This is a genomic window from Shewanella sp. 10N.286.52.B9 (assembly GCF_002873635.1).
Lineage (GTDB): Bacteria > Pseudomonadota > Gammaproteobacteria > Enterobacterales > Shewanellaceae > Shewanella.
The window spans coordinates 1-19,828 of record NZ_MCTY01000026.1; the positions used below are offsets into that span (position 1 = coordinate 1).

Consider the following 19,828-nt stretch of genomic DNA (forward strand, 5'->3'; position numbering starts at 1 on the left):
TTATTGTAATAAGTATCTACCTAAAAAGACCTTTAATCTATTGTTAAAGTGTAATTTTGCGGCACAAATCCATATGAAATTTGAAAAATAAATAGTGGCTGCTTGTTTTTTAAAAACGGGTACAGATCACATTTTTAGGCCAACATCATAGACCATTATGTGCAAGATTCAAATTCCACTAAGGCCCAATGCCGAGTAAACTATACAAAATGAATCAATTTCATCATTAAAGGCTTTTATATGTCAGTCAATGGCAAACCAAAACGTTTCAGTAATAAATTTGCATCCCCAACATCAACTCGCCCAATGAAAAAAGGCTTTAAACGCCCAGTAGCTAAGCCAGTATCCGATCCCGTAATTGTGTTGTTTAACAAACCTTTTGATGTTTTATGTCAATTTACCGATGAATCTGGTCGCCAAACCTTAAAAGATTTTATTCCAGTAAAAGACGTTTATGCTGCAGGACGTTTAGATAGAGACAGTGAAGGCTTATTGCTACTCACTAATGACGGTAAACTGCAGGCGAAATTGACCCAGCCGAAAAAGAAAACCTTTAAGACTTATTGGGCTCAAGTTGAAGGTGAGCCAGATGCAGCGTCAATAAAAGCACTCTGCCAAGGGGTTGAACTAAAAGATGGCATGACCTTGCCAGCAAAAGCAAAAGTAATCGATGAACCTGCGGTTTGGGAGCGAACCCCGCCAGTGCGTGAGCGAAAGTCTATTCCAACAACCTGGTTAGAAATTCAAATTTGTGAAGGCAGAAACCGACAAGTGAGACGCATGACCGCGCATATCGGCCACCCTACTTTAAGATTAATTCGCTATAAAATAGGTCAATGGAGTTTAGATGACATTAATTGTGGTAAATATAAAGTCCACAAACAAGAAAGTTAATCTGTCACACAAGATTTTTAGGCAATAGGATAAGTCATGGTTAAACCACGTTATAAACCCAATACCACCGTTGCTTGTGTCATCCATTGTGATAATAAATTTTTATTAGTTGAAGAAATTATTGATGGTGAAGTGCGCTTTAACCAACCTGCAGGGCATTTAGAAGCCAATGAAACCATCATTGATGCCTGCATTCGGGAAGTAAAAGAAGAAACCGGATTAAATATTACTATTTCGGCACTCGTTTGTATCTACCAATTTAGTGCATCAAACGCATTGTCTTTTATGCGATTTACTTTTGGCGCACAAGTAAACAAATGCGTTGAATGCACCCCAATAGATCCTGCTATTAGTGCCTGCCATTGGTTAACTATAGAACAGGTAAAAGCCCGTCAAAATCAACTTCGCAGCCCATTAGTACTCAAATCTATTGAAGACTATTTACATAAACCCCACAGCCCATTATCACTGATTAATAGTGAACTGCAGATCATAGCCGCAACCAATAATGCATGATAGAATATGCGCCGCACATTTTGGAGATTTATAGGTTCATTTGTCAGCGCACTTGAAATGCACTAACGGCGACCACATTATGATCTCTAACTACCCAAACACTCATGGTTTCTAGGTTTTATGACATTAAGTACTCCCAATCCAAATGGTAAAAAAGTCATCGTTGGCATGTCCGGCGGTGTAGATTCTTCTGTTTCTGCGTATTTGCTTATGCAGCAAGGCTACCAAGTAGAAGGATTGTTCATGAAGAACTGGGAAGAAGATGATACCGATGAGTATTGTGCGGCTTCTGAAGACTTAAAAGATGCCCAGTCCGTCTGTGATAAATTAGGCATTAAACTTCATACAGTTAACTTTGCGGCAGAGTATTGGGACAATGTTTTCGAGTATTTCTTAGCGGAATATAAAGCAGGTCGTACCCCAAATCCCGATATCATCTGTAACAAAGAAATCAAATTCAAAGCATTTTTAGAATTCGCTGACGAAATTCTTGATGCTGACTATATTGCTATGGGCCACTACGTTCGCCGTTATGACAGTGCTGACGGAACTCAAATGTTACGTGGTGTTGATGGCAATAAAGATCAAAGTTATTTCCTCTATACCCTTAGTCATGAGCAAGTGGCTAAAAGTTTATTCCCTGTGGGCGAATTAGAAAAACACCAAGTTCGTGATATCGCCAAAGAAATGGGCTTAATCACCCATGATAAAAAAGACAGTACTGGCATCTGCTTTATCGGTGAGCGCAAGTTTACTGACTTTTTAGCAACCTACTTACCTGCTCAGCCTGGTGATATTGAAACCGCTGATGAAGGTGAAGTGATTGGTACCCACCAAGGATTGATGTACCACACACTAGGCCAGCGTAAAGGTCTGGGTATTGGTGGCTTGAAAAATAGTAACGATGATCCTTGGTATGTGGTTGATAAAGATTTAACCCGCAATGTGCTCGTTGTGGCCCAAGGTGGTAAGCATCCACGGTTAATGTCTACTGGCATGTTGGTCAATCAATTACATTGGGTTGACCGCAAAGGCCCAAGCGCACCAGCAAAAATTACCGTTAAAACTCGTTATCGTCAGCAAGATGTGCACTGCACTGTGACTTATGATGATGACAGTAACTTAAGGGTTATTTTTGATGAACCCGTTGCTGCGGTAACGCCGGGGCAATCTGCAGTATTTTATGATGGTGAAGTCTGCCTTGGCGGCGGAATCATTGATTGTTTAATTAGAGGATAGTCTGTGAGCCAAGTCTTATTTGAACGCACTATGGCGTTTGCCGGAATATTACAAGCTATTGCTCAAGTACAACATATTGCTCGTCATGGTGATTCAGATGAAAGCGCACTTGCTGCAAGTCTGAACACCATCATGGTCACAGATCCTGATTCTATTAGTGATATCTATACCGATAAGCAAGCACTTAATAAAGGTTATCAGCTCATTGAAAACCAATTGGGTGATGGTAATAGCAAGGATGTGGAAACCACCCGCTACCTTGTTGGTATGTTAGCACTGGAGCGCAAACTGGCTCGCTCAGCAAATGGCTTAGGCATGTTAGCTGAACGCATCAACCAAGTGCATCGACAACTACACCATTTTGCGATTACTGATGAACAAATCATCGCCAGTCTTGCCAGTATTTACAGTGATACCATCAGTGAACTGGGACCTAAATTGCAAATTTCTGGGAATCCAGCTTATTTACAACAACCGCAAGTACAACAAAAAATTCGTGCTTTATTGCTAGCAGCGATGCGCAGTGCCGTTTTATGGCGACAACTGGGAGGCAAACGCCGTCACTTAGTTTTTGCCCGTAAAGCCATTGTGGATACCGCTATCAGTAGCCGTAAAAATAATTAACGATTCACCCTACAAATATTCCAACTTACAATAAAAGTTCATCAAGGAGCTTCAAATGGATCTTTCTGCACTGACAGCTATCTCGCCGATAGACGGTCGTTACGGTAGTAAAACCACCTCTCTACGAGGTATTTTCAGCGAATTCGGTTTAACAAAATACCGTGTTCAAGTTGAAATTAACTGGTTAAAACTACTTTCAAGTTGCCCAGAGATTGAAGAAGTTCCGCCATTTAGTGAAGACGCATTAGCGTTACTAGATAGCATCAAGGATAACTTCAGTGAAGAAGACGCTTTGCGCGTTAAAACGATTGAAAGAACCACTAACCATGACGTTAAAGCGGTTGAGTATTTCATCAAAGAACAAATTGCAGATAACGCTGAATTAGTTGCAATCGACGAATTCGTACATTTTGCTTGTACTTCTGAAGATATTAATAACTTATCTCACGCATTAATGCTTAAAGAAGCACGTGAATTAGTATTAGCGCCTCAGTGTCTAGAAATTGTCAATGCGCTTAAGCAATTAGCAAAAGACAACAAATCAGTACCATTGATGTCACGTACACATGGTCAACCGGCTTCGCCTTCTACGCTGGGTAAAGAAATGGCTAACGTTGCCGTTCGTTTAGAACGCCAACTAGACCAAATCAATGCAGTAGAAATCATGGGTAAAATCAATGGCGCTGTGGGTAACTACAATGCTCACCTTTCTGCTTACCCAGAAGTTAACTGGCATGAGCTGTCACAACGCTTTGTGACAAGTTTAGGTATTAACTGGAACGCATACACCACTCAAATTGAGCCCCATGATTACATCGCTGAGTTATTTGATGCTATTGCCCGTTTCAACACCATCTTAATCGATTTCGATCGTGACATTTGGGGCTACATTGCATTAGGTCACTTCAAGCAACGCACTATCGCTGGCGAGATTGGTTCATCAACCATGCCGCACAAAGTTAACCCAATTGATTTTGAAAATTCTGAAGGTAACTTAGGTATTGCTAACGCGTTAATGCAGCATTTAGCCGCAAAGCTTCCTGTATCAAGATGGCAGCGAGATTTAACTGACTCAACAGTATTGCGTAACTTAGGTGTTGGTATGGCGCATTCATTAATTGCTTATCAAGCAACAATGAAAGGCATCAGCAAGCTTGAAGTGAATGAAGCAAACCTTCGCGCTGAGTTAGATAAAAACTGGGAAGTATTAGCAGAGCCAGTACAAACAGTGATGCGTCGCTACGGCATTGAAAAGCCATACGAGAAATTAAAAGAGTTAACCCGTGGTAAGCGTATCGACGGCGATCAACTTGCAGTCTTTATCGATGGTCTAGAGTTACCTGATAACGTTAAAGCTGAACTTAAAACAATGACGCCAGCCAACTACATTGGTCGTGCTGAAGCATTTGTTGACGAGTTAAAATAATCTTCCACTCAATAACAACTATTGATTGTTGAATAAGGATAGGCGGCAGTTCCATAAGGATTGCCGCCTTTTTTAATACTATGTATACATTAAATTTTGATACTGCTGAGTTCATCAGTAAATATTGGCAACAAAAACCTATAGTCATCAAAAATGCCTTTAAGGCATTTGAAGATCCAATATCGGCCGATGAACTTGCAGGCCTAGCCATGGAAGAAGATATCTCTTCTCGCATCGTTAAAACTGAAACCGATGACTGGAAAGTGATTCAAGGGCCGTTTGAAGACTATGACGAACATGGCGATGACAAATGGCAGTTACTTGTGCAAGCGGTAAACCATTGGTATCCGGAGTCTCAACCACTGGTTGAAGCATTCAGATTTTTACCTGATTGGCGTTTTGATGACTTAATGGTATCGTTTGCCACCCCACAAGGCGGCATTGGGCCACATATTGATAATTATGATGTGTTCTTGATCCAAGGAGAAGGGGAACGCCGCTGGAAAGTGGGCCATAATGGCGAACATCAATGCCGTGGTGGAGATCCATCAAGTCCATTAGTCGATGACTTTGAACCCATTATTGATGTGGTGCTCAGCAAAGGCGATATGTTATATATTCCGCCAGGCTACCCTCATTGCGGTGAAACCTTAAGTCTTGCAATGAGTTATTCTATTGGTTTTAGAGCGCCAAGTCAGCAAGAATTATTAACTGAGTTGGCTGATTCGCTGATTGATAACAGTGCTGGCCAACATAGATTTACCTCTAGCGAAGAAGCTGCAAGCCATGGCCTAGTCAGTCAAACTCAGCAGCAAGGGATCATGGATTTACTGGCTCAATTAGCAACTGATCCTGCCCAATACCAAACTATGCTAGGTAAGTTACTCAGCCAAAATCGTTTTGAACTCGATATCAATCCCTTTGAAGCGCCAATTTCAACAACAGATGTTAAGGAAGCCATTGAAGATGGCGCTAACATGCAACGTATTGGCGGCTTAAAGGTATTAAGCCTAGAGGCTGATACCCAAGCGCAGTTGTATATCAATGGTGAAGTGGTTTGCGCCGCAGGGATTGAACAAGACATCATCGCCGAGATCGCCAATAATCACCTACTCACTCAATCGCAGCTTCAAAACTGGCTCAATGATCAGCAAGTCATGACGGTATTAACCCAGCTTATCAATCAAGGTTGGTATTACTTTTCAGAGTAACCGTTAATTAAAGTGACATCTTAGCGCCACACTAATTTTCCTTTAACCAAAAAAAAGCACTCATCGAGTGCTTTTTTGGTTTATTAGTTATTCAAATTAATAGATTTTTGCTTGCCCTTCTGGACGGGTTTTAAGGAATTTCAAAAACCACATATATTGCTCAGGGTAAGCTTGAATAACTTGCTCAACCATTTTATTTAAAGCAATGGCTTCGTTATCCTTACCTTGCATATCTTCAGGCTTAACTTGCGGCATCACGGTCAACTTAAACTGGTAAGCTGCTTTGTCGTAACCTATTTTTACCGGTAAAACCTGCGCCTTACCTGCTTGCGCTAAACGCCCTACTACCGGTAAGGTGGCTTTTTCTGTTGCCAGCAATGGAGCAAATACACTTTGCTCAGGACCTAAATCTTCATCTGGTAAATAAAAGAAGCTATTATCTTGCTTTAATTCAGTGATTAGCGCGCGTATGCCCGCCTCTCGCATGTAAACGCGGCCATTCTTACTACTGCGTAGTCGATTACTAAACCAATTGAATAAGCCGTTATTATGAGCTTTGGCCATGGTAACCATAGGCAGTTCGATATTTAAACGCAGCCCGGCATAATCAATCGGCCATACATGGGGCATGATAAAAATAATCGGCTGGCCAGCATCACGCGCGGCTTGCACATGTTCAAAACCTGTAATACTGACTCGACGCCTTAGATGCGCATCTGAGCGAATTAATAATTCAGCTTGAGATACCAAGGTTAAAACAAACATATCGACGTTGGCGTTAATTAACTCATCCACCTCAGTCGCTGACTTCTCAGGAAAACATGTTTTAATATTGATACGCGCAATATTGATGGGTTTTTTCGCATAAGACAGTACCAGCTTGGCTAATAGTCGCGCTATAGGATCTCGCAACCAAGCAGGCATCACCCCAAACATAAATAACACCATAATGGCTAGCCATGTACCCCAATATTTCGGGTGCAATAAAGATAGGGTAAAGCGACGATCGAAATGTTTTGCTTGTCTAGCCAAAAGAAACCTCAAAGATTACATTAACACAGTGAAACAAAGAGCCTAAGGAATTGGCCATAATACCAATTTATCAGCGGGACAACATCTGAATATTGTAAAATTGCTACTTTGAATCTTGCTTAATTTGTTAAAATAAAAAAGCCACTCAATGAGTGGCTTTTTTATTAAACAGTGAAACTACTTCTTTTCAGCATTTGCTTCTTCAACACGTGTTTTGAGTTTTTGTCCCGGACGGAACGTCACTACACGGCGAGCTGAAATAGGAATATCTTCACCAGTTTTTGGGTTCCTTCCCGGTCTTTGGTTTTTATCGCGCAAATCAAAGTTTCCAAAGCCAGATAACTTGACCTGCTCACCACTTTCAAGTGCTTCTCTAATCTCTTCAAAGAAAGACTCAACCATCTCTTTGGCTACACGTTTATTCATGCCAAGTGTTTCGAAAAGATGTTCTGCCATTTCGGCTTTGGTAAGTGCCATACTTTTAATCCCTCAACAATGCGTTGAACTCGCTCTTAAGTGCCGAGACAACTGAATCAACAGTTTCAGTGATGTCTTTTTCTTCAAGTGTACGAGTAATGTCTTGTAATGTAAGTGCGATTGCAAGGCTCTTTTTGCCAGCGTCAACACCTTTACCCCGGTATACATCGAACAAGTTTAAGCCAACCAACTGATTTTCGCCAACTTTTCTTATCAAATCCATAACATTAGTTGCAGAAACTTCTTCGTCTACAACGACTGCAATATCACGTCGATTAGCAGGAAACTTAGATACAGCCTGGGCTAGCGGCAAACTGGCTTGCAGTAAAGCGTCCAGTTCTAACTCAAAAACAATTGTTTTGCCATTAAGGCCAAAAGGCTTCTCCAAACTCGGATGGATAGCACCTATAACACCAATGACTCGATTATTTCTTAATATTTCAGCACATTGCCCTGGATGAAGAGCTGAATGTGTTGCACTTCTAAAAGTAAATTCAGAAGTCGAAACTGTCAAGCCGATTATTGATTCTAAATCGCCTTTTAAATCAAAGAAGTCGACAGTTTTAGATTCCATTGACCAATGTTCATCATTTTGAACACCAGAAATTACTGCACCAATCATCGCTTCTTGTCTAACACCAGAATCTGCTTTGGCATCAGGAATAAAGCGTAAACCGGTTTCAAATAAACGTACGCGACCTTGTTGACGACTTTGGTTATAACCAACAGAAGTTAACAAACCGGTGAACATCGATAAACGCATCGCTGACATTTCAACCGAAATAGGATTCGGTAAAATCATTGCTGGCTCATTTGGATGAACAATGTTTTGTAACTTAGGATCAACAAAGCTATAGGTCACCGCCTCTTGGAAACCGCGCGCCACTAATACACTGCGCACTTTGCTTAATGGAATATTCGCTTCTTTGTGATCAGACATACTTAATGAAGCAACAGGTGCAATATTTGGGATATTGTTATATCCATAAATACGGGCAACCTCTTCGATTAAATCTTCTTCAATGGCCATATCAAAACGATATGTTGCCGTGGTCACATTCCAAGCGTCAGCAGTTACTGCAACAGTAAATCCAAGACGCTCAAGAATTTCTGTTACATCAGTATCAGGAATATGATGACCTAGAATTTTGTCTAACTTGCTGCGACGCAAAGTGATTTGAGCCGGCTTAGGTAAATGCGCTTCAGACACTGCTTCAGCAACAGGACCTGCTTCACCACCACAAATATCAAGTACTAAGCGCGTAGCTCGGTCCATCACTTTATGTTGAAGCTCAGGGTCTACACCACGTTCAAAACGGTGTGATGCATCTGTGTGTAAGCCTAAGCGACGCGATTTACCCATAATGGCTAAAGGCGCAAAGAATGCGCACTCTAATAAAATATCTTGGGTCTTTGCAGTTACGCCTGACGCTTCACCGCCAAATACACCCGCTAAGGCAACGGCTGCTTTATCGTCAGCAATCACTAGGGTGTCACTTGGTACTGTAATTTCGTTACCGTCAAGTAAAGTAAGCTTTTCAACGCCGTCGCTTAAACGCACTTGAATAGCACCATTTAAGGCTGCTAAATCAAACGCATGCATTGGCTGACCATATTCAATCAATACGTAGTTAGTAATATCTACAATGGGATCGATTGAGCGAATACCGCTACGACGTAACTTCTCTTGCATCCATAAAGGCGTTGCTGCCGCTAAGTTTACATTCTTAACCACACGGCCTAAATAACGAGGACAGGCATCTGCTGCAATAACGTTAATTTCAACTTTATCATCGATAGTTGCAGTAACAGGATCCCACGTCGGCTCAGCAACCGCTTGACGGTTTAATACACCAACTTCGCGCGCTAAGCCTGCCATACCTAAACAATCTGCACGGTTAGCGGTTAAATCAACGTCGATGATGGCATCGTTTAGTTGAAGATATTCACGGATATCTTTACCAATCGGCGCATCTGCAGGTAATTCAATAATACCGTCACTTTCGATATCAATACCGATCTCACCGTATGAACACAACATACCAAATGATGGCTGGCCGCGTAGTTTGGCTTTTTTAATTTTAAAATCGCCAGGTAGCACTGCCCCAACCATTGCTACCGCAACTTTTAAGCCTAAACGGCAGTTTGGTGCACCGCAAACGATATCAATTAACTCATCGCCGCCAACATTAATTTTAGTTACGCGTAATTTGTCAGCATCTGGATGCTGACCACACTCAACCACTTCACCAACAATCACACCGCTAAATTCGGCTGCAACGGCATCAATACCGTCAACTTCAAGACCGGCCATTGTGATTTGGTGTGATAATTCTTCACGGCTTACAGATGGGCTAACCCATTCACGAAGCCAAGATTCACTGAATTTCATCTTTATATTGCTCCGTTATTTGAATTGCTTAAGAAAACGTAAATCGTTTTCAAAGAAGGCACGTAAGTCGTTAACACCGTAGCGCAGCATAGTCAAACGCTCAACACCCATACCAAAAGCAAAACCAGAGTATTTTTCTGGGTCGATACCGACACTGCGAAGGACATTAGGGTGCACCATGCCGCAACCTAATACTTCAAGCCACTTACCGTTTTTACCCATAACATCAACTTCAGCTGAAGGCTCAGTAAACGGGAAGTAAGATGGACGGAATCGCACTTCTAAATCTTCTTCGAAAAAGTTACGTAAGAAGTCATGCAAAATGCCTTTCAGCTCTGCAAAGTTAACTTTTTCATCAACTAACAAACCTTCCACTTGGTGGAACATTGGCGTGTGAGTTTGATCGTAGTCGTTACGATAAACACGACCTGGAGAAATGATACGTAAAGGTGGCTTTTCATGCTCCATGGTACGAATTTGTACCCCTGAAGTTTGCGTACGCAACATCACTTTTGGATTGAAATAAAAGGTGTCATGATCAGCACGAGCTGGATGATGCTCAGAAATATTCAATGCATCGAAGTTATGAAAGTCATCTTCGATTTCAGGACCATGCTTAGTGGTAAAACCAAGCTCGCCAAAGAAAGTTTCAATACGTTCAATCGTACGTGTTACTGGGTGTAAACCGCCCATTTCAAGCGTACGACCTGGTAAGGTTACATCGATTTTATCTGCGATAAGTTGCGCTTCTAATTCAGCAGCCTTTAAGCCTTCAATACGCTCAGAAAGTTGCTTCTGTACCGCTTGCTTAGCTTGGTTGACTGCTTGTCCAAAGGCAGGTTTCTCTGCTGGACTTAAGCTACCCATCATTTTCATCATGTCAGTGATCTTACCTTTCTTACCAAGGTAGTCGACACGGATATCATCCAGTGTCTTTAGATCACTGGCCTTACCTATTACTTCTAAGGCTTGTTCTACGATCTCTGTTAACTGCTGCATTTTCTCATCCACTGCATTTTTGCATATCAAATGCTATTGGGCGCCTGATTATCAGGCGACATAGTAGTCTAGGCACAAAGTCAACTTTATGCCTAAAGCATGGGGGTAAAACAAAAGCTGGAATTTTACGTTAGCTAAGCTTAATTTACTAGCATTTATTACGATTTTATTGAGTAAAATGCGGCATTTAAATTAAATCGAATTTATATTTTCGATAGTATAATTTAATACAAATTAACGACCTATTAACTTAAGCGCCATTTATGAGCAGCAAATGCTTATAAGCTAATCAATCACCTTGAGAACCAATGAACATTATTACAACAAGTGATAGTAAATTATTGAATTTTTTACAAATACCAAGGGCTAACACGATAACAAAAAAGCTCACTGGCAATGTTAAATACCAGCGAGCTTTTATGTTACCAACAAACTAAATTCGCAACTTAAACGACAAAATTGTGCAATGGCTAATAAGTTATCACCATTGAGAGCGTCTAGCGGTTTTTTTCTAAACGCGCTAACAAACTTGAAGTATCCCAGCGGTTACCTTTCATGGCTTGTACTTCAGAATAAAATTGATCCACTAAGGCAGTAACTGGTAACTGGCTACCATTACGACGCCCTTCATCTAAAGCAATAGCTAAATCTTTACGCATCCAGTCAATGGCAAAGCCAAAGTCATACTCACCTTGCCACATGGTTTGATAACGATTTTCCATTTGCCAGCTTTGAGCTGCGCCCTTGCTGATCACCTCAACCACTTTTAAACCATCAAGACCTGCACTTTTAGCAAAGTGTAACCCTTCGGCAAGCCCTTGCACCACTCCTGCGATACAGATTTGATTGACCATTTTGGTTAACTGGCCCGCTCCAACCTCCCCTAATAATTCTGCGCAGCGACTATAGGCCTCAATGACCGGTTTTACTTGGTTAAAAACGGCTTCTTTTCCGCCCATCATCACAGTTAACACGCCATTTTCAGCACCGGCTTGACCACCTGATACGGGCGCATCTAGAAACTCAACCTCTTGCTTAGCAAGCACGGCTGCCAGTTCACGAGCAACATCGGCAGATGCGGTGGTGTGATCGACCAAAATTGCCCCAGCTTTTATCCCATGAACAATGCCATCTTCCCCTAAAACCACTTGGCGAAGATCGTCATCATTACCCACACAAGTAAACACGATATCTTGCTCTACTGCCGCAAGTTTTGGGGTCAATGCTAACTCACCAGAATATTGCGCTGCCCATTGCAGCGCTTTTGCTGTGGTGCGATTATAAACCGTAACTTGATGCCCTTGGTTAGCCAAATGCCCTGCCATTGGGTATCCCATCACGCCCAAGCCGATAAATGCTACTTTAGCCATATCATTCCTTCGTTCATTATTATTGTGGTTGTTTATTAAAAATAGTGTTGATTGTGCTACAAGCCAAAACGAGTTAGGCTTTATGAGTAAGCGATTGAAATTTTGGCTAATACATTGATTATAAAGCCGGTTTTACATGGGCTTCCATTTCAGAGCCAATTTTTTTGCGCATATCCATTAAACGTAATGCTGAATCCCTCAAACGAATATCATCATCTGTTTGGGGGACCCACTCAGGTACTGATGTAGGTTTACCATCATCATCAACTGCGACCATAATCACGATACAATGGGTAGTAAGATGACGTTCAGGCTCTTTAGGGTCACCCGCTTTAACCGCTATACCAAAATGCATGGACGATGTGCCGGTATAAATAACTTTGGCGCTTACTTCAACAATATTGCCCACATGGATAGGCTTTACAAAACGAATACCACCAGCATAAGCGGTAATGCAATATTTACCACTCCAACCTGCAGCACCAGCATATGCAGCTAAATCAATCCATTTCATCACCGCGCCACCATGCACTTTGCCGCCAAAGTTCACATCTGCAGGTTCAGCTAAAAACCTTAAGGTAATTTCTCTTTCTAATCCGGCCATAACGACTCCTAATTCAGCTAATTAATGTCAGTTTACGATAATTAATCAAAGAAATGAGTAAAAATTATGCCTAAATGAAAATATTTGATGAAAGAGTACTTAATTGCTATTTGGTAGTTCAAAAAAATACTGCTGAGTTTCAAAAAACAAAAAAGCACAACTTAAAAAAGTTGTGCTTACTAAAACTGACACTATAAAGGGTTAGCTAATGGGTGGCTCTTGAATTACCACTGAATACATCAAAAACGATAACCTAAATTTAAAGTAAATGAACTTCTTGTTTCACCTTTATTGTACAGCCCTGTCAAATTTAAATGACGACCTATCTGTTTATTAAAACCCACTAAATAAGCCCATTGTTCTAACCCTACACCCACATCAAAAGTAAAGTCTTCACCGGTTCCCAATATATCGCCTAAATTACCAGTCATCGAAGGCTTAAGGCCTTGATATTCTGCGCCGATAAAAATTTGTGCTCGCGACTCAAGGAATTGATAACCAAGCATTGGCTGGATAGTCACAATACCATCTCCCCAATCCTGGCCATCAAGACGAGTTTTAGAGTAAGTTGCAGTAACAGATGCAAAAAATTCTTTATAACCGACAGAAAGCGTTGTCCCCAAACCTGCCAGATCATATTCTAAATGTAGCGGCACTTCGACTCTTCCTGGTGAGCATAAATCAGCGCCCTGATTTTCTAATAAACTGCATGCCAAACTGCCACCGATAACCCCGAGCTTATCTTCAAACACATCTTTAAGTTTTCCGGTATATTGGGCATCAACGACTGCATCCACATTCACCTTGCCCACTAAAGCATATATATTCCAAAACGGTAAAATATTGACATCAGCTCTGAATGAATAACTTTCAGCATTAACAGTGCCAACTGAGCTCGATGGATCAAACCATTCATCCAAATCTACCCCCATAATATTAAAACTATCAAAACCAAAATCCATATCTTGATTTCGATAAGCGACCGAAAAACCAAATGGCAGTGGCACATCAATACCTTGCTGGCGAACTAAATCACTCATTAACGGAAAGAGTCTATCTAAATCGACCTTTTCTTCACGAATGCGCGGATCAGAAACCATTTTTAATGACGCTTCATCAAAAACTAATGCACCATGTTCATCATCATAAAATGCCACGGGCTTGATAGTTGCGTGATAACTTGCTTCTTTGTTACCTTTTTTACCAGTAGCGTGAATCACTTTATTTGCAATGGCTGTGTGTCCGTTAACCAGTGTCATTAAATCAACTTCTTGACGATAATGTTCGACACTAAACGCATCAAAATCAAATGGTTTTGAATTGGTCATGACCATTTTGGTTGCAACACCATTTACTACAGTAAGCTTAACCCGCATAAAACGAAAATAAGCAATATCTTGCGGTAAACCATATTTAGAGTAATTAAAGCTTATTTCTATTTCATTGGCAGATATCTCATCAACAACGACGGAAGACTTATCATAACTTTCCATGTAATTTTTCAAGCGATATTCTGTTTTAGTTATTTGTTCGATAGTTTTTATGACATCCTCATTATCATCTAATTTAGATTGGTCATATTTAATTCTCAGATCAATATTACCGCGAGTATCTGTACTTTGAACCAAAAACACATCTGAACTTTTTACCTTATCGCCGACTTCCAAGGTTCTAACCACACGCTCAACTTGCTGATCACCTAGTGACAGCGAGCTTAAGCCTAATTTCAAAATATCTTCTGAAACGCCGTATTGTTGAAAAACATTTTGCTCCGCTGAATTAATGAGTTGTTTGTTGTTTTTATCTTCAACAAAAATACTTTCCTGCGCATAACTTACGTTTGAGAGTGTTAACAATATGGCTATTGGTATTGCTTTTAGAATACAGCGAGAAGTAGAAAAATGATTAAGTGAACAAAATAGCGTTTGATTCATTAATAGTACCCTTTGAAAGCCAATCTATGGCAAATAAGTTATCGAATCATTTCCTGATTCAAATTTCGGAAAAACATAATGCAAGTTCAGCAAACGTTATTGGCTAACGCGCTTTTTCCGTTCAATGGGAATATTGTATGTGTTTATTTATTAGATATTTAATCGCTATTGATGGATTAAACCCTACATGAATAAAAACCACTACTGAGATAAACAGCAAATCAGCATCAAAATTACCTAAGTAGATAAAATAAAAACGGATCAAAACCAATAGAAGGATTAGGGGGTTAAACTGGAATTATATATAAAAGAATGTAAATTCGAGGCTATTAATGACGCTCAATGCTGTATTGAGCGTCATGAGGAAATCTTATTTCTCTTATTTGAGCATAAATAATTGATTATAGAAACGTGCAACAATCACGGTAATCATTAATATGACCAGTATCAGCAATGGCGTATTAATGTCATAACTAGGCGTTAAATGTAATGCACTCATAGTCATTACCATAAGTAAATTGCCACCTAGCATACGCACTAGCATCATTGCAGGCTTTGGAAAAAGTCCCCAAATGAGGAAAACGTTAATCATATAAAAACCAACTAACTGCCAAAGCTCTGTAAATGCGGGCATTATAAAAATATATTGCAGTAAAAAAAACACTCCCCATAGCAGTGCAGATAATATCACCTGCTTCATTAAAGGAAATGGTAAACTGACTGTTATATTGGCAAAAATTGAACCAAACATAGGGATAAAAATACCACCAGGTAAGGCAAAATATATCCATGCGCCATAACAAGTTGAGGCTATTGAAACCGCCTTTATAACTCTGTTAATTCTCACTTTCAATAAATTTTCTTTTACAGCCTCTTTCGAGTTTTGGGGCTTTATGCTCTCTTGCTTCCAGTAGTTAGCTAAAATTTCAACATCTAACTTTTCGCCATTAATGGCATTATCAAGCATTTTAATTTCTTGGGAAAAATAACCTAACTGTTGCAACTTATCATCATTGGGTTTATCACTGGATAACAACTTGATGGTGGATTTGCTATGCTGCAGAACGTGAGAAAAACCATCGACTATGACAGTCCATTTATCTTTTTCATGTTGAAGTTTATAACTGGAACTCAATGGCATACTGATCAAGTCACTTAATTTATCAATCAGTAATTGTGCATCGACTAATAAGTCTTGAATATTATCATGATGAGCACTTTTTGCAGCCTCGTTAAGCGCGTTATCTATTTTATGAAAAGCATTTAACGCAGAGTCAACGCTGCTAAAGAATAAAGATTCAGTGTTTAAAGGCCAAATAAAACGATAAACAATTGAATAAACTAGCACTCCAAGTAAATTATCTTGTATTCGTAAAACCGCAACATCAAATGAAGCTTCACCATTAAAGCCTCCCATTACCGCAACAATAGTGCACACAGTAAAGCCCATGGTAAATGCATAACCATAACGCAAATTATCAGCAAACCACACGCTAACAGCCAAAAGCAACAGTAAACAACCAATGAATAACATCGGAGTCTGGGCAAAAAAGCTCACCAGAAATAACGCCACACTAACGCCGCAAACTGTACCTATAAGGCGGTTTTTACCTTTGTGTAAGCCATGCCCAAGAGTTTCATTTGAAGCAATGGCAATAACGGTAATAGCAGCCCAATACGGTTTTTCCCATTGAAAAAACAATGCTAAGGCAATTGCTATACCGACAGAGACAGAAACTTTTATCGCTTCCTTAACGGGTAAACTGAGCATACACATTCTCACTCTATAAAATTTAATGCTTCAGAATTTTTACCGATGCCGTCATACCAACTCGCAGCTGAATATCTTCAGGTAACTTATCAAGTTTTATCTTAACTGGAATGCGTTGTGCTAAGCGGATCCACTCGAAATTCGGGTTCACATTAGGTAGTAACGAATTGCCGGTACTGCCATCAGTTTTCGAAATGCCGTAACCAATACTTTGTACTTTACCTTCTAAAGTGACTTGGTCATGCATCATTAATGTGACTTGGGCTTTATTATCAATAGCCACATCTTTTAAATCAGTTTCTTTAAAAAAACCGTCAATCCAAAAGCTGTTTTCATCAATCAAAGCAACAACAGGCGAATTAGCAACGACTTGTGAGCCTGCTCGATAATTCAAATTAGTAATATAGCCATCTGTTGGTGCAGTAATTTTTGTGTAAGCTAGATTTAATTTAGCTTCTTCCACTTGGGCTTTTGCCATTAACAAGTTCGCTTGTGCGGTTTCAACTGCATTTTGTAGATTATTAAGGGTTAACACTGACTGAGCACCAGGGGTTAGCTTTTCTAATTCAATAGCGCGACTAGACTCGTTCTGAGCCTTACGAACTAAAGCTTGAGATTGCTTTTGAGTTGCTACCGCTTTATCTAAACTGGTTTTATACAAGCTAGAATCAATCTCGAATAGCACATCGCCTTTTTGTACATGGCTATTATCTGTAACATTAACGCTAACTATTTGACCCGTCACTCGTGGGGTTACTTGGATAACATAGGCTCTGACTTGACCGTCTCTTGTCCAAGGATTATCAGTGTAAGTTTGATACTGACTATACAAAACACCTATTGCCGCCGCCATCAGCAACAGGGTAATAAAATAACGTTTAAACATTGGCGTTACCTACTTAAAATATGGAAATAAATTGGCTAATTAAGCCGATAAAAAGAATAACCATAGACAATTCAACTATGGCCGGAGCTGCGACATATTTATGTAAACCAATTTTAGTACCAATAGCGGTAACTACGCCGGTTAATATATATGCCATAGCGGCAACCAGTAATAATGGCGGAAAATACACATCACCGATTACCACTTCATGGGGCATTATGCTCATACGCCTATCACCTAAATAATATTAACTATTTAAAAAACATTGACTTAATGTCTTCTTACTCATTTATGCATATATTTTAATGGCGGCAGAGAAAATCTTGTAATCATCTATGATGGATCTCACCCATCGAAATCTATAAACAATTGTTTTTATGTGTGATAAATTGTGATTTAAGTGACGGTATAACCCCAAATGTATACCACATCGCATTTTTCATTATTTGAAGAGACAACTATGAACTTTAGTTTGGAACAACTTCTTGCCTTTGTAACTGTCTATGAGCAGAAAGCTTTCAGTAAAGCAGCGGTGAAACTGGACAAACATCGTACAACTATTGGCCAAGTCATTAATAACCTTGAAGATCAATTAGCCATTACCCTGTTTGAACGGATCGGTAGAACCGTTGAACCGACTGAAGATGCAGTACTACTTTATAACTATGCCAAACAGGCTATTGAGCAATCCAAAACCTTTGACCAAGTGGCCATGAGCTTGGCATTTGGTGAGCTTAATTCAATTACAATTGGGTATTGCAGTTTTATACCGCAACAAGTGATATCTGAGATTAGAAAACAACTGCTAATTGACAGCCCATCATTAAAAGTTAACTTCCTCGTCAGAACCAAAAATGATATTAAAGTGGGAATACAAGACGGCAGTATTCATTTTGGAATTGTGAATATATACGAAAGCAAAGTGCTAAACAGCATCGATCATACTTTTTTATGTAACATGTCATTTGCCGCTTTCACCAACAAAGACGCTGACCTAGCAACACTAAACTCTGAAGCAACCTTGGCTAAAATGAAGACTAGCCGTCAGTTTATCTTAAAATCCATGCTTGATGATGATATGAGTAAAAAAATCATTGTCTCCTCCAATTATGAAGTGGTAGATCAACTGACTCTCATCATTAAAATGGTTGAAGAAGGTCTTGGGTGGAGCATTTTCCCATTGTTAATCAATTCCATGGAATATACTGCACACGATCTTATACCGATAGAAATAGAACAAATACAAGACGCATTACAAGTACCTATATCACTTTGGAACCCACACTCAAAACAAATTATGCCGGCCAAAAAGTCTATCACATCAGCCATAGCTAACTATATAAATAGAGTTAGATCCAAATAATAGCATCATATTTGTATTAGTAGCCTCTGCATTAAGAGGCTTTCATCCCTTTAGTTATCTTCAGCAACTTCAATGCAGGGTTTCATCCTTCAAATGAGATTGTCTATAAAACTGACTGCACTTTATTATGACTGCATAACACCACACTGTATTGATTATCGTTGGTGATATTTTACCAAGGGTGAATATCCCTACTATGTAATTAATATATACAGTAATGAGTATTGTTGGCATAAATCGCTCCAAAATAAAGTAGTCATAATTATGGAAACAATTGAAAATTTATTTCATTCCAACCCATACATCACTTTTGTTTTAACATTAGTAATAGGTTTTTTAATCGGCTTAATTAGCATGCACAGAGTTGTGTTTGGTATTCTGGCTAGTTTTATCGGTGGTTGCATCACCATCACACTGCTTCATCTCCATTTAGAGCCAGAACTTGGTGTACTGCTATTGGGTATATTTATCTATATCATTGGTTTTTTATCTGGCTCTAAATATACAGAGAGTAAACTCTTGTTAATGGATCCATTTAAGCCAAAAAATATCAATACCACTAAAAATATTGTTTCTCGCTCATTTGAAGTAAATAACGATAGTACGGTCGTCGATAAAACCTTGTTACAACTTAATGAGGCAGCAATTGATGTGAGTTTTGAATTAACCTTAAGCCAAAACCTTGATAAACAACAGCCTGATATGATTGCAGCAGGTGATATTGTGACCATTACCGGACCTAATAATGCACTTTATTATTATGATGATAATATCATTGGTACTGAAATCGCTATTGATGATAGCAACATTATTGAAACGACATTTGAATACGTGATTAAGCCTAACCACTTAGTTGGTCTGTCACTAAAAACGATTAAAAAAATGCTGAATGCCAATACCGACAGTTCAGTATGTATTACAGCACTTGCCAGAAATAAATTTGATATGTTGATTACTCCTGATCTGATAACTGAAGAAGGCGATCATATTCAATTAGTGGGTAAGAGTAACGACATTGAGCGAGTACAGCAGCGACTAATAAAACTGTAAGCTTTAATTAATTTAAATAAAAAGGCAGTCACTTTTAAAG

The 19,828-nt window shown here is 39.6% G+C and carries 18 protein-coding genes; 8 read left to right on the forward strand and 10 right to left on the reverse strand.

What is annotated here, in order from left to right; translation table 11 throughout:
* Window positions 1-240: 240 nt before the first annotated feature.
* The 6 genes from BCU91_RS02700 (at window position 241) to BCU91_RS02725 (ending at window position 5,910) form a co-directional block, all read left to right on the forward strand.
* Window positions 241-894, forward strand: a complete 654-nt coding sequence (locus tag BCU91_RS02700; protein ID WP_102530845.1) for an rRNA large subunit pseudouridine synthase E — start codon at window positions 241-243, stop codon at window positions 892-894.
* Between the two features lie 36 nt (window positions 895-930).
* On the forward strand, window positions 931-1,410 hold the full coding sequence (locus tag BCU91_RS02705; RefSeq protein WP_102530846.1) for an NUDIX hydrolase: 480 nt from the start codon (window positions 931-933) through the stop codon (window positions 1,408-1,410).
* A gap of 120 nt (window positions 1,411-1,530) precedes the next feature.
* Complete coding sequence (mnmA, locus tag BCU91_RS02710) at window positions 1,531-2,649, forward strand: tRNA 2-thiouridine(34) synthase MnmA (RefSeq protein WP_102520013.1); 1,119 nt, start codon at window positions 1,531-1,533, stop codon at window positions 2,647-2,649.
* 3 nt (window positions 2,650-2,652) lie between these two features.
* Window positions 2,653-3,273 carry a high frequency lysogenization protein HflD gene (hflD, locus tag BCU91_RS02715; RefSeq protein WP_076536241.1) on the forward strand — a complete coding sequence of 207 codons (621 nt, stop codon included), beginning with the start codon at window positions 2,653-2,655 and terminating at the stop codon, window positions 3,271-3,273.
* A 55-nt stretch (window positions 3,274-3,328) separates the two neighbouring features.
* Window positions 3,329-4,699 (forward strand): adenylosuccinate lyase, encoded by a 1,371-nt coding sequence (purB, locus tag BCU91_RS02720; RefSeq protein ID WP_102530847.1) that lies wholly within the window; start codon window positions 3,329-3,331, stop codon window positions 4,697-4,699.
* Between the two features lie 80 nt (window positions 4,700-4,779).
* Window positions 4,780-5,910 carry a cupin domain-containing protein gene (locus tag BCU91_RS02725; RefSeq protein WP_102477243.1) on the forward strand — a complete coding sequence of 377 codons (1,131 nt, stop codon included), beginning with the start codon at window positions 4,780-4,782 and terminating at the stop codon, window positions 5,908-5,910.
* 96 nt (window positions 5,911-6,006) lie between these two features.
* Here the strand turns inward: BCU91_RS02725 and lpxM are convergent, their stop codons facing one another.
* From lpxM to BCU91_RS02775, 10 genes are all read right to left on the reverse strand, one after another.
* Window positions 6,007-6,942 carry a lauroyl-Kdo(2)-lipid IV(A) myristoyltransferase gene (lpxM, locus tag BCU91_RS02730; RefSeq protein WP_102530848.1) on the reverse strand — a complete coding sequence of 312 codons (936 nt, stop codon included), beginning with the start codon at window positions 6,940-6,942 and terminating at the stop codon, window positions 6,007-6,009.
* Between the two features lie 177 nt (window positions 6,943-7,119).
* On the reverse strand, window positions 7,120-7,419 hold the full coding sequence (ihfA, locus tag BCU91_RS02735) for an integration host factor subunit alpha (RefSeq protein ID WP_102437883.1): 300 nt from the start codon (window positions 7,417-7,419) through the stop codon (window positions 7,120-7,122).
* A 4-nt stretch (window positions 7,420-7,423) separates the two neighbouring features.
* Complete coding sequence (gene pheT / locus BCU91_RS02740; protein ID WP_102530849.1) at window positions 7,424-9,811, reverse strand: phenylalanine--tRNA ligase subunit beta; 2,388 nt, start codon at window positions 9,809-9,811, stop codon at window positions 7,424-7,426.
* 15 nt (window positions 9,812-9,826) lie between these two features.
* Window positions 9,827-10,810 (reverse strand): phenylalanine--tRNA ligase subunit alpha, encoded by a 984-nt coding sequence (gene pheS, locus BCU91_RS02745; RefSeq protein WP_076536230.1) that lies wholly within the window; start codon window positions 10,808-10,810, stop codon window positions 9,827-9,829.
* Between the two features lie 497 nt (window positions 10,811-11,307).
* The gene (locus tag BCU91_RS02750; RefSeq protein WP_102530850.1) at window positions 11,308-12,180 is read right to left on the reverse strand and encodes an NAD(P)-dependent oxidoreductase; all 873 of its coding nucleotides are present in this window, start codon (window positions 12,178-12,180) and stop codon (window positions 11,308-11,310) included.
* A 118-nt stretch (window positions 12,181-12,298) separates the two neighbouring features.
* On the reverse strand, window positions 12,299-12,784 hold the full coding sequence (locus BCU91_RS02755) for an acyl-CoA thioesterase (protein WP_102437889.1): 486 nt from the start codon (window positions 12,782-12,784) through the stop codon (window positions 12,299-12,301).
* A 239-nt stretch (window positions 12,785-13,023) separates the two neighbouring features.
* Entirely contained in the window at window positions 13,024-14,718 is a 1,695-nt protein-coding gene (locus BCU91_RS02760) for a hypothetical protein (protein ID WP_198589307.1), read from the reverse strand.
* A 379-nt stretch (window positions 14,719-15,097) separates the two neighbouring features.
* A complete protein-coding gene (locus BCU91_RS02765) occupies window positions 15,098-16,495 on the reverse strand; it encodes an FUSC family protein (protein WP_102530851.1) in 1,398 nt (465 codons plus the stop codon).
* 16 nt (window positions 16,496-16,511) lie between these two features.
* Window positions 16,512-17,375 (reverse strand): HlyD family secretion protein, encoded by an 864-nt coding sequence (locus tag BCU91_RS02770; RefSeq protein ID WP_102477240.1) that lies wholly within the window; start codon window positions 17,373-17,375, stop codon window positions 16,512-16,514.
* A gap of 13 nt (window positions 17,376-17,388) precedes the next feature.
* Window positions 17,389-17,601 (reverse strand): DUF1656 domain-containing protein, encoded by a 213-nt coding sequence (locus BCU91_RS02775; protein ID WP_102437895.1) that lies wholly within the window; start codon window positions 17,599-17,601, stop codon window positions 17,389-17,391.
* A gap of 192 nt (window positions 17,602-17,793) precedes the next feature.
* Between BCU91_RS02775 and BCU91_RS02780 the strand changes: the two genes are divergently transcribed.
* Both BCU91_RS02780 and BCU91_RS02785 read left to right on the forward strand, forming a co-directional pair.
* Window positions 17,794-18,738: a LysR family transcriptional regulator gene (locus tag BCU91_RS02780; RefSeq protein ID WP_206747616.1), complete on the forward strand. Its 945-nt coding sequence runs from the start codon at window positions 17,794-17,796 to the stop codon at window positions 18,736-18,738.
* Between the two features lie 354 nt (window positions 18,739-19,092).
* The gene (locus BCU91_RS02785; protein WP_157936258.1) at window positions 19,093-19,788 is read left to right on the forward strand and encodes a TrkA C-terminal domain-containing protein; all 696 of its coding nucleotides are present in this window, start codon (window positions 19,093-19,095) and stop codon (window positions 19,786-19,788) included.
* The last annotated feature ends 40 nt before the right edge of the window (window positions 19,789-19,828 follow it).

Coding starts and splice junctions, on each gene's coding strand:
- ihfA (WP_102437883.1), bottom strand. CDS start 7,419: ATGGCACTTACCAAAGCCGAAATGGCAGAACATCTTTTCGAAACACTT.
- BCU91_RS02760 (WP_198589307.1), bottom strand. CDS start 14,718: ATGAATCAAACGCTATTTTGTTCACTTAATCATTTTTCTACTTCTCGC.
- purB (WP_102530847.1), top strand. CDS start 3,329: ATGGATCTTTCTGCACTGACAGCTATCTCGCCGATAGACGGTCGTTAC.
- BCU91_RS02700 (WP_102530845.1), top strand. CDS start 241: ATGTCAGTCAATGGCAAACCAAAACGTTTCAGTAATAAATTTGCATCC.
- BCU91_RS02725 (WP_102477243.1), top strand. CDS start 4,780: ATGTATACATTAAATTTTGATACTGCTGAGTTCATCAGTAAATATTGG.
- BCU91_RS02780 (WP_206747616.1), top strand. CDS start 17,794: ATGTATACCACATCGCATTTTTCATTATTTGAAGAGACAACTATGAAC.
- pheT (WP_102530849.1), bottom strand. CDS start 9,811: ATGAAATTCAGTGAATCTTGGCTTCGTGAATGGGTTAGCCCATCTGTA.
- pheS (WP_076536230.1), bottom strand. CDS start 10,810: ATGCAGCAGTTAACAGAGATCGTAGAACAAGCCTTAGAAGTAATAGGT.
- BCU91_RS02755 (WP_102437889.1), bottom strand. CDS start 12,784: ATGGCCGGATTAGAAAGAGAAATTACCTTAAGGTTTTTAGCTGAACCT.
- BCU91_RS02770 (WP_102477240.1), bottom strand. CDS start 17,375: ATGTTTAAACGTTATTTTATTACCCTGTTGCTGATGGCGGCGGCAATA.
- BCU91_RS02765 (WP_102530851.1), bottom strand. CDS start 16,495: ATGTGTATGCTCAGTTTACCCGTTAAGGAAGCGATAAAAGTTTCTGTC.
- BCU91_RS02785 (WP_157936258.1), top strand. CDS start 19,093: ATGCACAGAGTTGTGTTTGGTATTCTGGCTAGTTTTATCGGTGGTTGC.
- BCU91_RS02705 (WP_102530846.1), top strand. CDS start 931: ATGGTTAAACCACGTTATAAACCCAATACCACCGTTGCTTGTGTCATC.
- BCU91_RS02750 (WP_102530850.1), bottom strand. CDS start 12,180: ATGGCTAAAGTAGCATTTATCGGCTTGGGCGTGATGGGATACCCAATG.
- BCU91_RS02775 (WP_102437895.1), bottom strand. CDS start 17,601: ATGAGCATAATGCCCCATGAAGTGGTAATCGGTGATGTGTATTTTCCG.
- mnmA (WP_102520013.1), top strand. CDS start 1,531: ATGACATTAAGTACTCCCAATCCAAATGGTAAAAAAGTCATCGTTGGC.